Genomic DNA, 11,996 nt, shown 5'->3' on the forward strand with positions numbered 1-11,996 from the left:
TTTTATCTTTTTTCTTTTAATGATTCTTCAATAATTTTATCAATTAATTGGCTATAAGAAATATTTATTCCAGCTGCACTTTTTGGGAATAAACTATTTTTAGTCATTCCCGGAAGAGTATTTACTTCCAATATGTATGGAACACCTTCTTCTGTAACTATCATATCTACTCTTGCATAAACTGAACATTTTAATGCTCTGTATGTTAAAAGAGCCATTTCTTCAACTTCCTTATGAAGTTTTTCATCTAGTGTTACAATAAATTCATCTGCTCCACCATCATTATATTTAGATTCAAAATCAAAGAACTCTGATTTTGGCTTTATAGCTAAAACTGGATACATTTCATTATTAAATATTGGGCAAGTTATTTCTTCACCTTTAATGAATTTTTCAATCATAACTTCACTGTCCCATTTAAATCCTTCATTTACTGCATTTAAAACTTCTGACTTATCTTTTATAATAAATGTAGCTACACTTGAACCTCCATGAGTTGGTTTAATAACTACTGGATATCCAAGCTTTTCAATTTCATCAAAGTTTAGTTCTGATACATCTCTTAAATTTATCCAAGGAGCTGTTCTAATTCCAGCTGCTTTTAAAAGACTCTTTGACATATCTTTATCCATACATGCAGCACTACTTAATGGTCCGCATCCTGAATATTGTACTCCTAATGATTGTAGTACTGATTGAACTGTACCATCTTCTCCAAATTGTCCATGAAGGGCTAATAATGCAAAATCTATATTTTCTTTTCTTACTTTATTTATTATATCGTCCTTTTTATCTATTACAATTTTAACAACATCATATTTATTAGTGTCTATGTTTTCTAAAATTGACTCTCCACTATTTAAGGAAATTTCTCTTTCTGATGAGATACCTCCCATTATGACTCCAACTTTCATACTTGTACCTCCAAATATATATTATATTTAAAATTACTTATTATAACTATTATATTAATTTAACCCTTAATATTATATCACTACTTCTAATTAAAATATATAACTTTAATAATCAATTTGCATTTATATTAAGAATAGTATATTGTAAACATATAAAAATATAAGGAGATAAAACTATATATGAAAGAAAAAAATAAAGCAATTATATTATTAATAATTTCAGCTCTTTCTTTTGCCATTATGAGTACCTTTGTTAAACTTTCAGGAAATATTCCATCAATAGAAAAAAGCTTTTTTAGAAACTTAGTAAGTTGTTTTGTAGCTTTTTATATTATAAAGAAAAGTGGAGATAGTCTTTTTGGTAAAAAAGAAAATAGAAAATATTTAATCGGAAGATCATTACTTGGAACAATAGGAATAATAGCTAACTTTTATGCAATTGAACATTTAATATTAGCTGATGCCAATATGCTTAATCAGCTTTCACCATTTTTTGTAATTATATTTTCTAGCCTTTTCTTAAAGGAGAAAATCACAAAAAATCAAGTTATAATTTTATTACTTGCCTTTACAGGAAGTTTATTTATAATAAGACCTTCCTTTAGCTTGCAAATAATACCGGCTTTAATAGGAGTTACATCAGCAATTTGTGCTGGTGGTGCTTATACATTTGTTAGATTTTTAGGTGGAAAAGAAAAAGGACCTACAATAGTATTCTTTTTCTCACTTTTTTCAATATTAGTAACTCTACCTTTTGTTTTAATAGATTTTAAGCCATTTTCTTCTATACAATTAGTATATTTATTAATGGCAGGTGTAGCAGCATCTGTTGCTCAATTTGCTATAACAGCAGCCTATAAACATGCACCAGCTAAGGATATTTCAATTTATTCTTATACCCAAATAATATTTACAGCCTTTATTGGATTTATATTATTTGGTCAGGTGCCAACAACCTTTAGCTTTATAGGATATGCAATAGTTATTTCAGCATCTATTGCAATGTTTATATACAATAACAGATTAGCTAAAAAATCTGCTAATTAATTTTATAAAAATCTAAAAATAAAAGTCAAAATAATAAGCTTATTATTTTGACTTTTTATAATTATTATATTTAACTATGATTTAAATATATTTTTTCTTATCTTCCCATTTACAAATATGGTTTAATGGACATTCAAAACATTTTGGTCTTTGAGATGAACAGCATCTTCTTCCGTGAAATATTAAAAGATGGTGTGTAAGAGACCATTCTTTTTTTGGTAATTCCTTTTGAAGTTGTTTTTCCACTTCTAAAACATTATTTGAATTTGCAAGACCTAATCTATTTGAAACCCTAAAAACATGGGTATCAACTGCAATTGAAGGCACTCCAAAGGCATTAGATAAAACTACATTTGCAGTTTTTCTTCCTGCACCTGCTAAAGACATTATTCCTTCCATTGTTTTTGGTACTTCCCCATTAAAATTTTCTTTAAGTTGTCTGCACATAAGAACTAAATTTTTTGCTTTATTTCTATATAATCCAATTTGCTTTATTCTCTTTTCTAAATCTTCATTTGTAAGAGTTAAAAAAGAATCTAAATCTGGATAATCTCTAAATAATGTTTCTGTAACTTCATTAACTTTTTTATCTGTTGTTTGAGCAGATAAAATTGTAGCAACTAAAAGTTGAAATGGTGAATTATAATTTAATTCACACTTAGCATCTGGATATGTTTCCTTTAATATTTCAAGTATTTCTTTAGTTCTCTTTTTCATGTTTACACCTCTAATCTTTATAAACACCCCTATAACTTTCAGGTAAAAGATTTGCTATAGACTTCATAAGTACATTAAGACATCTATCATCATACTCATGCTTAGTTTCTTCTTTTTCTTTTTTTGGAAGAACTACTGGATCACCAAAATTAATTGTTACATCTGCATCTTGCCATTCTTCCCCACCCATATCTCCATCAGAACATATAGGTAAAAGTTTATCTGTTCCACTCATTCCAATTGGAACTACTGTAGCATTTTTAATTTTTGCAAGAAGTAATACTCCCTTCTTTCCTTCAATTAAAGCACCAGTTCTACTTCTTGTACCTTCTGGGAAAATTAAAATATTTTCTCCACCCCTTACTGCCTTAACCATTTTAGTCATTGCTTCCTTATCAGCAGTATTAGGCTTTATAGTTATATTTTTAACCATTTTTATTCCTATATTTGTTATTGGGTCATTTGATAATTTAATTCCCGCTATAAAATATGGATCAAAATCTTTTTTTAATATTTTATTTAAAACTAATCCATCTGAATTGCTTAAATGATTGCATATAAATACTATTGGTTTATCTATTTTTTTTAATTTTTCATATCCGTTAATTTGTATATTTGCATGTTTTTTTATGTATCCATCTGTTATTTTTTTGCCAGCAAACACAACTAAATTTTCTGGTAATACTCCTATAATTTTCGCCATAAATGGTGATAACATAAGATATTCCACCTACTTCCTAAATATATTAATCTAAAATATATTATATTCTAGTTATTTATAAAAGTCTATCTATATAACTATTAATATAAGGAGACTCACTTTTTATATCTCCTATATCTTCCTTCTTATATTTTACTTTTCTTATTATTGCATTTCTTATTAAGGTGTTTTTTCCTCTCCAGCCACAGGAAGTAATTTTATAAGTATTTTTAAAATCTGCATTTTTAAGATTTATTATAAAATCTTCATTATCAAATTTCATAAATTCCTCTATTTTAAATTCTTTTAATTTAGTAACTTTAGCATTCTCATTATAAGGACACTTCATTTGACAGCTGTCGCATCCAAAAATTCTTCCATTTAACAAATTAATTTCCTTATCACTTAAATCTTTCTTTTGAGTTAAATAAGATAAACAAATATTTGGATTTTTTCTAAATGAATTTATTGATTTTGTTTGGCATTCCTTAAAGCAAATATTACATTCTTTGCATTCATAATATTTATTTATATTATTAAAATTAGTTTTATCTTCCTCATAAATTTCTAAATCAGTTATTATTTCCCCTAAAAAAACATAGGATCCATATTCCTTTGTAATAAGCATATTATTTTTACCTATAAATCCAATTCCAGAAAGAGCCCCAATATATCTTTCAGGTAAACTATTGCTATCTACAAGGGCAACTGACTCCCCACCTAACTCTTTAATAAATTCACATATTTTTTCTAAATAAGAATGAACAACTCTATGATAATCTAGTCCCTTTGTATATACTGAAAAACCATTATCACAAAAACTTTCAGAAGTAGCATAAGGGAAAGCTATAGAAATTATAGTCTTTCCCTCTTCCATATAAATATTTGGTTTTATTCTTTTATCTATGTCTTTCTCTTCAAATTCATTTTCTAAAGAAAGTTTCTTTCTATTATTATAGAATTCTCTAAGTTCTTCAAAATCTCTGCATTTTATAAAACCAATTAAATCTAAATTTAAGGTTTTGCAAAATTCTAATATTTTTCTTCTCTTTTCCATGCCTTTACTCATTCTATTTTATTTTCTCCTAAAGTAATTAATTTTAAATCACCATATCATTATATATTCTTTTGCCTTCACCTTTAACATTTTTTATTTCTATTATTTTTGCTTCTGTCTTTTTTATAATCTTAGCTGGTATTCCTACAGCAGTAGAATTATTATTAATATTTTTTAATACAACTGAATTAGCTCCAATTTTCACATTATCACCTATATAAATAGGTCCTAAAACTTTAGCTCCAGCTCCTATTATAACATTATTCCCTACAGTTGGATGTCTCTTGCCTTTATCTTTTCCAGTTCCACCTAATGTTACTCCATGATATATTGTAACATTATCTCCAACTTCTGCTGTCTCTCCAATTACAACACCCATTCCATGGTCAATAAATAATCCCTTACCTATTTTTGCACCTGGATGTATTTCTATTCCTGTAAAAAATCTACTTAATTGAGATATTAATCTTGCTAGAAAAAAGAATTTATGATTATATAACTTATGAGCTAGTCTATAAACTATTAAGGCATTAACACATGGATATAATAAAAATACTTCTATTTTACTTCTAGCTGCTGGATCTTCTTCTAATATTCTATTTAAATCATATTTTAAATTTTTAAACACAGCGGGGCTCCCCCTTTTTATTAAACTTATTTTAATGGATTTTATTTAATCATATAATCCCATTGATATATACTTCTCTCCTCCATCTGGTGCAATTGCTAAAACTTTCTTTCCTTTTCCAAGTTCCTTTGCAACTTGAATTGCTACAGATAAAGCACTTCCAGCTGAAATACCAATTAAAACTCCTTCATTTACTGCAAATTCTTTAGCAGCTTTAAAAGCTTCATCATCAGTTACACTTCTAATTTCATCTACATATTCCTCTTTATATATTGAAGGAATAAATCCTGCTCCAATTCCTTGAATTTTATGTGGCCCCGGTTTTCCACCTTGTAAAACTTCTGAATTTTTTGGTTCTACTGCAACTGTTTTAAGTCCTTTTATATTTTCTTTTAACTTCTTAGAAATTCCTGTAACAGTTCCTCCTGTACCTACACTTGCAACAAATACATCTAAATTTGGAATATCCTTTAGAATTTCTTCTGCTGTAGTTTCATAATGTTTTTCTGGATTTGCTATATTTTCAAATTGTTGTGGTATAAAGTATCCATCTTTTTTTGAAAGCTCCTCTGCTTTTTCAATTGCACCTTTCATTCCCTTACTTCCATCTGTTAAAATAAGTTCTGCTCCATAAGCTTTTATTAATGCTCTTCTTTCCTCACTCATTGTATCTGGCATAACTATTATAACTTTATATCCCTTTAATCTTCCTATCATAGCAAGGGCAATTCCTGTATTTCCACTTGTTGGTTCTACTATAACTGACCCTTCTTTTAAAAGTCCTAATTTTTCAGCTTTTTCAATCATTCCAAGAGCAGCTCTATCTTTAACACTTCCTCCAACATTAAATTTTTCAAGTTTTACATAAACATCAGCCATATTATCTTCAGTATTTTTAATTTTAAGTATTGGTGTATTTCCAATCATTTCTAAACTACTATTGTAAATCATATTAATTCCTCCATTTTTTTATTTTATTTTAAATTTCAAATTTTATTTACTAGTAAAATTAACAATTAATAATTTTTATATTATTTTTAAATATAAAAAAAACTCCTTCTCTAAAATTATAGAGACGAAGTAAAATCCGCGGTTCCACTCTAATTAAATTAGTAAAAACTAATTTCAACTCAATTCAAGCACATTAATATACTTTATCACTATAACGGGTGATTCCGGATAACCTTACTATAACTTTTCTGGTTTTCAACTCCAAAGGGCACTTCATATAAATTCTTGATGAAAAGTTCTCAGCAATCTTTTCTCTCTGTAATCTTCCTTTATATTACTTTCCTTCTTCTCAGTTTTTAATTCCGAGTATTCTGATATGTTTTATATTTATTATTATATTCTTTCTTTATTTATTGTCAACACTTTTTTTAATTTTATATAATATGTTTTAAAAATTAAAAATTTTTTTCTAAAATAAAAAAAGAATTTTCCTAAAAACTAAATATTTTAAATTTAGTAATTAAAAAAATCCTTATTTTATAAAAGCTATCTAAAATTTAAAATGTTACATCATCTTCCATTGTAGTTCTTACATATTCTTTATCTATAAGAGAAGATTTAAGTAAGAAATCTGATGTTGCTCTATTCATTGCTACTGGTATATCATATAATACTCCAATTCTAAATAAAGCTTTAACATCTGGATCATGAGGCATTGCTGTAAGTGGATCCCAGAAAAATATCATAAAATCAACTTCTCCATTTATTATTGCAGCACCTATTTGCTGATCTCCTCCAATAGGACCACTTTTATATGGATGAACTTTAAGTCCTGTTTCTTTTGCAATAAGTTTTGCTGTAGTTCCTGTTCCACAAAGGTTATGTTCCTTTAATATTTCCATATGTTCCTTTGCCCATTCTATTAGCTCTTTCTTTTTGTTATCATGAGCTATTAATGCTATGTTCTTTTTCTTTTTAATTGTTACCTTCACTATTATTTTCTCCCCTCAAAATTATTTTATCTTGTTAAAACTTATATTAATTTCTAAAAATGATTTAAATATTTCTAAAGGAATTAATTAAAAATAACATTAGTTTAAAATATACCTTTAGATTTTATTAAACCGATTTGCCAATCAATATCATATTTAAACATTTACATAATTATAACACAAAAATGCCTTTTCTTGAATATTTATGAAATTCCATATTCTTTTACTTTTTTATTTTAATCCAATATACCTTTTAGCTAATATTAATTTAAATCTTATAGATAATAAAAAAACTTTTTATAATTAAGATTTTTAAATCATCCTAATTATAAAAAGTTATTACAATTCTTATTTTTCTTTTGCTTTTTTATTTTTCTTTTTCCATAATGGATATAAATATTCATCTACAATATCATGAATTATAACTATACCAACTAATCTATCATCTTCATCTACAACAGGTACTGATAAAAGATCATATTTGTTTGCAAGTTCAATTGCTTCTTCAATATCATCTTCATGTTTTAATACATTAAAATCATCTTCCATTATTTCTTTTAATTTTTTACTACCATCACTTAAAATTAAATCTCTTAAAGAAATTATACCTTGAAGTTTATCTTCCTTATCTGTTATATAAATATAATACATAACTTCTTCATCTGGTTCCATTTCCTTTAATATATCAACAGTTTCTTTAACTGTTATATCCAAATTAAGAGAAATAAAATCCTTTGCCATTATACTACCAACTGTTTCATCTTCATATTCTAGAAGTTCCTTTACTTCATCTGCATCCTCTTTTTCAAGATTAATTAATATTTTTTCTCTCTCTTCTTCATCAAGTTCATCTAAAAGGTCTGCAATTTCATCACTTGGCATATTTTCTAAAAGTTCTGCTGCCTTAACTTCTGATAATTCTTTAATTATCTTACCTTTATATTCTTGTTCTAATTCTTCTAAAGCATCTGCTGCTAAATCTTCATCAAGGGATTCAAATACTTGTCTTCTTGATTTACTATCTAGTTCCTCTAATATATCTGCAAGGTCTGCTGGGTGAAGTTTTGAAAGTTTTTGATAAGGTACTTGAAGTTTTAAATTATTATTTATCATTTCTAAGGATTCAACATCATCCCACATTAAAACTGTATCATCATAATTTTTTCCTATTATTTTATAAACAAATTTTGCAAGCCAACCTATTCCCATTCTTCTGTATTTAGCAAGGGGACCAGTTTCTACTGCAACAACTCTGTACTCTCCTGCAATTTTTGCTATTCTTAAATCATCAACTCTAACAACTTGCTTACCATTTATATCTACTATCTTTTTATCTAAAAGATGCCTAGATAAAAGGTAGCTATAAGTTCTTGGAAGTATTTCTTTACTTCCCTTTGTTTTGATGACTACCTTTCCATCATTATCATAAAAATTAATATCTCTAAATTCATAATGATAAATGGAACCATCCTTTTTAACTTTATATCCTATTATTCTTGGATATCCATCTTCAGTAGTTACATAAACATCCTTTAATGTTCCCATAACATCATTGAATTCATCATATATTTTATTACCTAATATATTAGTGTATAAAAAAACTGTTAATTGTTTCATAAAATAGTTTATCTCCCCTCTATTGTCTTAGAGAAACCTAAATAAAACTATCCACTTAAATTAACAGTATCTATCTTTTTAAATTTAAATAGAGGTTTTACTCTAAGACATGTTATTGAGTTTTGGTTTATCGCCCAACTGAGGTCCAGCCTCCATCTAAAAACACCATCCTTATTTCTTAAAATCTTATAAATTATTGCACAATAAAAAATGGTTTTGCACATAACAAAACCTTAGTTAGTTTTAACAATAAAGTATATCTACATTTTTATTATATTATATTCATTAAAAAAGGCAACAACTTTTCATAATTAATCTATAATTTATATATAAAATATAAATATCATAAAAAAAACCCTCATAATTTTATGAGAGTTTTCATTTATTCTTTTAATCCTAAAATTTCTATACCATCTTTTATACATTGAACTCTTAATGGAAACTCTGGTCCCTTTTCTCCATCTATATCCGTAACAATATCTTCGTCGCATTCAATTAAAACATCATCTGTTTTAAAATAAACTACCTTTTCTGAATCTAAATGATCTCCCCTTAAAACCTTTAAGAAAAGTGGTAAAAGTTCAATTAATGGTACAGCTTTAAATAAAATTAAATCAAGCATACCATCTTGTGCATCTGCTTTAGTTGCTAAATTTAAATTTCCTGCTGTCTTTCCATTAAATAATAATAATAAGTACATTTCTCCATCATAATTATATTGTTTCGATTTTAAATTTACTTTAAGTCTTCTAAAATTAGGTAATTCTTCTAACCCCTTAATATAATATGCTAGCTTTCCTATTGCATTTTTAAGATGTACATCAGTTTTTTGTGATATATCAGTGAAAAGTCCTGTACTTGCAACATTTATAAAATATTTATCATTTATTTTACCAATATCCACTTTTTGTGGTTTTGACTTAATTATTCTATTACATGCCTCTTTTATATTACTAGGCATCTCCAAAAACTTACCAAAGTCATTTGCTGTTCCAACTGGAAGTATTGCTATTGGAAGTTTTATATTTCTTTTCATCATTGCATTTAAAACAGTATCTACTGTTCCATCCCCTCCTGCTATAAGAACATATGAATAACTTTCATCAATACAATCTAAAGCTTCAATTGTTTCTTGTTCTCTGCTTATTCTATATGGAACTATCTGATATCCTGCTTTATGATGAATTTTTATAACATTATCTAGTTCATTTATTATTGCATTTTCTCCAGAATAGGGATTATAAATGAAACGTACTTTTTTCATTATCATATTCCTCCTTGTTATAGCATTAATTTATATTATACCTGTCACTTTTTACATTGTCTACTAATTTAAAAACATGATAAATCCATTATAAACTTACAATTAATAGTACCTAAATTTTTTCTTAAATCTTTTTTTATCCTTAGTAATATAATAATTTGTATGCTATAATTACTTATTGTAAGTTATTTATGATTTTTAGGAGTGGTTATATGAAAAAAAGTTGTATTCCTAATATATTTACCTTTATTAATTTATCATGTGGAGTTTTATCAATTTTATCAACTTTCACTGATGGAGGAAAATATATTCAAGCTGCTATACTGATATTGCTAGCAGGTTTAGTAGACAGATATGATGGAAGGATTGCTAGATATTTACAAGTGTCAAGTGAAGTTGGTAAAGAATTAGATTCTTTAGCTGATCTTGTATCATTTGGAGTTGCTCCTTCACTTTTAATATATTCTTTATTTAATTTAAAAGAATTTGGTCCATTAGGACTATTAGGTTACATAATCCTTTTAGCTTTCCCAATTTGTGGAGCTTTTAGATTAGCTAGATACAACATATCTACATTTAATGGTGTATTTACAGGAATACCTATTACAATTGCAGGTTGTTTCATGGCATTTTTTGCAATTATAGCAATTTATATTAAAATAGAAAATATTAATACAATAATACCAGCAATATTAATGATTTTAGGATCATATTTAATGGTAAGTAATTTAAAATTAAAGAAATTATAATTTTTATATCCCAGGTTTCTATTACCTGGGATATTTTATTTTTCATCCTCCCTTTTATGGTGTGGATCATTAAAAAAATTAAGTTCATTATTTATTTCTGTTTGAATAACTTCTGTAAGTCCATTTTTTATTTTTCCTTTTTCATAATTTGTTGTAACTATATCATTTTTAAGCTTACTATACCTTAAATAACTTTCTTGATACTTTTCTATTACATTAAGTAAATCATCAATAACCCCGCCTATTTCATTAACTCTATCTACAGCACTTTCAACTTCCTTTGTTCTTCTTTCAGATATTGTATTAAGTTCTGATGCACCTGCAACTAAAAGTCTATATGAATCTACATACCTTTTTAATAAATCTGTAAGTTTTACAAGGTCATCAAAATGCGATGCCATTACTTTTTCGTGCATAATATTCCTTCCACTTAAATATACTGATATATTTTATAATATTAATTTATTATTTATTTTATTACATTTTAAAATAAATAGTCGGCACTAATAAAAGTGCCGACTATTTTTATTTAGAAGTAATCTCCTTTGCATATTCCTCATCTGTCTTAAGCCATTTTTTTAGATCAATTGGATATTCTTTATTTGATTTAATATGCATTTCACAGCTCATATTTTTATTATCCTTACAATATTTTTTATCCATATCTCTATAATTTTCATCAAAATCAATTAACTCCTCAAAATTCACTAATTCTTCAAAGTTAACTATTTCACTTTCATCCATTTCAAAAAAGAAATCTCCTCCTTCTGGATATCTACAATACATATATCTTCCTCCTAAAATCTTACTTTACCTTGCAATATGGTTTAAAATATTCCCTCTTATACTTACATAACGGACATATAAGTGGTGCTTCTGTTCCTTCATGAATATATCCACAATTCATACATTGCCAGTAAGTTACTTTGTCAGATTTAAACATAGTATCTGTTCTTATTTTCTCACAAAGAGTTAAAAATCTTTTTTTATGGCTCTCTTCAACTTCTCTAAGTTCTTTATAAAATTTTGCAATTTCTTCAAAGCCTTCTTCCCTTGCTACATCCTCAAACTCTTTATATATACTTTCACTTTCTTCATTTTCAAAATAAGCTGCATCCATTAAATTATCTTCAGTACTATTGATTTTTTTAAGATATCTCTTAAATGCTTCCCTTGAATGAGCATATTCATTTTCTGCTGTTTCATCAAATATTTCTCCAACCCATCTATATCCTTCTTCTCTTGCTTTTTCTGCATAAAGATTATATTTCCCTCTAGCTCTTGATTCTCCTGAAAAAGTTTTATAAAGATTTTTTTCTGTTTTACTTCCTTTTAAATTCAAAATATACTCCTAAGTAAT

14 protein-coding genes and 1 other annotated feature are annotated in these 11,996 nt (G+C 26.7%); of the genes, 2 read left to right on the plus strand and 12 right to left on the minus strand.

Annotated elements, in window-relative coordinates:
• Positions 1 to 2 precede the first annotated feature (2 nt).
• A complete protein-coding gene (locus J2S18_RS12120) occupies positions 3 to 914 on the minus strand; it encodes a D-alanine--D-alanine ligase (protein ID WP_307487217.1) in 912 nt (303 codons plus the stop codon).
• Positions 915 to 1,094: 180 nt separating this feature from the next.
• On the opposite strand from J2S18_RS12120, the gene J2S18_RS12125 reads away from it, so the two are divergent.
• Complete coding sequence (locus J2S18_RS12125) at positions 1,095 to 1,961, plus strand: DMT family transporter (RefSeq protein ID WP_307487219.1); 867 nt, start codon at positions 1,095 to 1,097, stop codon at positions 1,959 to 1,961.
• An 81-nt stretch (positions 1,962 to 2,042) separates the two neighbouring features.
• Here J2S18_RS12125 and nth read toward each other — a convergent pair whose 3' ends face one another.
• The 8 genes from nth to J2S18_RS12165 form a co-directional block, all read right to left on the minus strand.
• Complete coding sequence (gene nth, locus J2S18_RS12130; protein ID WP_307487220.1) at positions 2,043 to 2,678, minus strand: endonuclease III; 636 nt, start codon at positions 2,676 to 2,678, stop codon at positions 2,043 to 2,045.
• A gap of 10 nt (positions 2,679 to 2,688) precedes the next feature.
• Entirely contained in the window at positions 2,689 to 3,396 is a 708-nt protein-coding gene (locus tag J2S18_RS12135) for a lysophospholipid acyltransferase family protein (protein ID WP_307487222.1), read from the minus strand.
• Between the two features lie 58 nt (positions 3,397 to 3,454).
• Positions 3,455 to 4,435 (minus strand): tRNA epoxyqueuosine(34) reductase QueG, encoded by a 981-nt coding sequence (gene queG, locus J2S18_RS12140; protein WP_370873850.1) that lies wholly within the window; start codon positions 4,433 to 4,435, stop codon positions 3,455 to 3,457.
• Positions 4,436 to 4,478: 43 nt separating this feature from the next.
• Positions 4,479 to 5,063 carry a serine O-acetyltransferase EpsC gene (epsC, locus tag J2S18_RS12145; RefSeq protein ID WP_307487225.1) on the minus strand — a complete coding sequence of 195 codons (585 nt, stop codon included), beginning with the start codon at positions 5,061 to 5,063 and terminating at the stop codon, positions 4,479 to 4,481.
• A 45-nt stretch (positions 5,064 to 5,108) separates the two neighbouring features.
• Positions 5,109 to 6,014, minus strand: coding sequence for a cysteine synthase A (cysK, locus tag J2S18_RS12150; RefSeq protein WP_307487226.1), 906 nt, complete (start codon positions 6,012 to 6,014; stop codon positions 5,109 to 5,111).
• A 117-nt stretch (positions 6,015 to 6,131) separates the two neighbouring features.
• Positions 6,132 to 6,374 (minus strand) — a binding site (T-box leader).
• A 197-nt stretch (positions 6,375 to 6,571) separates the two neighbouring features.
• Positions 6,572 to 7,006 carry a methylglyoxal synthase gene (locus J2S18_RS12155; RefSeq protein WP_307487228.1) on the minus strand — a complete coding sequence of 145 codons (435 nt, stop codon included), beginning with the start codon at positions 7,004 to 7,006 and terminating at the stop codon, positions 6,572 to 6,574.
• A 348-nt stretch (positions 7,007 to 7,354) separates the two neighbouring features.
• Positions 7,355 to 8,623 (minus strand): magnesium transporter, encoded by a 1,269-nt coding sequence (locus J2S18_RS12160; RefSeq protein WP_307487230.1) that lies wholly within the window; start codon positions 8,621 to 8,623, stop codon positions 7,355 to 7,357.
• A gap of 382 nt (positions 8,624 to 9,005) precedes the next feature.
• A complete protein-coding gene (locus J2S18_RS12165; RefSeq protein ID WP_307487231.1) occupies positions 9,006 to 9,887 on the minus strand; it encodes a YegS/Rv2252/BmrU family lipid kinase in 882 nt (293 codons plus the stop codon).
• Positions 9,888 to 10,099: 212 nt separating this feature from the next.
• Between J2S18_RS12165 and pssA the strand changes: the two genes are divergently transcribed.
• Positions 10,100 to 10,636 (plus strand): CDP-diacylglycerol--serine O-phosphatidyltransferase, encoded by a 537-nt coding sequence (gene pssA, locus J2S18_RS12170; RefSeq protein ID WP_307487232.1) that lies wholly within the window; start codon positions 10,100 to 10,102, stop codon positions 10,634 to 10,636.
• A 35-nt stretch (positions 10,637 to 10,671) separates the two neighbouring features.
• Here the strand turns inward: pssA and J2S18_RS12175 are convergent, their stop codons facing one another.
• The 3 genes from J2S18_RS12175 to J2S18_RS12185 all read right to left on the minus strand — a co-directional run bounded on the left by J2S18_RS12175 (position 10,672) and on the right by J2S18_RS12185 (position 11,978).
• A complete protein-coding gene (locus J2S18_RS12175) occupies positions 10,672 to 11,052 on the minus strand; it encodes a hypothetical protein (protein ID WP_307487234.1) in 381 nt (126 codons plus the stop codon).
• A 109-nt stretch (positions 11,053 to 11,161) separates the two neighbouring features.
• Positions 11,162 to 11,422 carry a hypothetical protein gene (locus J2S18_RS12180; RefSeq protein ID WP_307487235.1) on the minus strand — a complete coding sequence of 87 codons (261 nt, stop codon included), beginning with the start codon at positions 11,420 to 11,422 and terminating at the stop codon, positions 11,162 to 11,164.
• A 19-nt stretch (positions 11,423 to 11,441) separates the two neighbouring features.
• Positions 11,442 to 11,978, minus strand: a complete 537-nt coding sequence (locus tag J2S18_RS12185) for a rubrerythrin family protein (protein ID WP_307487237.1) — start codon at positions 11,976 to 11,978, stop codon at positions 11,442 to 11,444.
• Positions 11,979 to 11,996: the final 18 nt, after the last annotated feature.

Origin of the sequence: Eubacterium multiforme, from assembly GCF_030813415.1 — a bacterium.
Classification (GTDB): Bacteria; Bacillota; Clostridia; order Clostridiales; family Clostridiaceae; genus Clostridium; species Clostridium multiforme.

Bases quoted from the DNA above. Each gene is read 5' to 3' on its own strand.
- J2S18_RS12175 (WP_307487234.1), bottom strand. From the start codon at position 11,052: ATGCACGAAAAAGTAATGGCATCGCATTTTGATGACCTTGTAAAACTT.
- J2S18_RS12120 (WP_307487217.1), bottom strand. From the start codon at position 914: ATGAAAGTTGGAGTCATAATGGGAGGTATCTCATCAGAAAGAGAAATT.
- J2S18_RS12165 (WP_307487231.1), bottom strand. From the start codon at position 9,887: ATGAAAAAAGTACGTTTCATTTATAATCCCTATTCTGGAGAAAATGCA.
- J2S18_RS12180 (WP_307487235.1), bottom strand. From the start codon at position 11,422: ATGTATTGTAGATATCCAGAAGGAGGAGATTTCTTTTTTGAAATGGAT.
- queG (WP_370873850.1), bottom strand. From the start codon at position 4,435: ATGGAAAAGAGAAGAAAAATATTAGAATTTTGCAAAACCTTAAATTTA.
- J2S18_RS12160 (WP_307487230.1), bottom strand. From the start codon at position 8,623: ATGAAACAATTAACAGTTTTTTTATACACTAATATATTAGGTAATAAA.
- J2S18_RS12135 (WP_307487222.1), bottom strand. From the start codon at position 3,396: ATGTTATCACCATTTATGGCGAAAATTATAGGAGTATTACCAGAAAAT.
- J2S18_RS12125 (WP_307487219.1), top strand. From the start codon at position 1,095: ATGAAAGAAAAAAATAAAGCAATTATATTATTAATAATTTCAGCTCTT.
- pssA (WP_307487232.1), top strand. From the start codon at position 10,100: ATGAAAAAAAGTTGTATTCCTAATATATTTACCTTTATTAATTTATCA.
- nth (WP_307487220.1), bottom strand. From the start codon at position 2,678: ATGAAAAAGAGAACTAAAGAAATACTTGAAATATTAAAGGAAACATAT.
- cysK (WP_307487226.1), bottom strand. From the start codon at position 6,014: ATGATTTACAATAGTAGTTTAGAAATGATTGGAAATACACCAATACTT.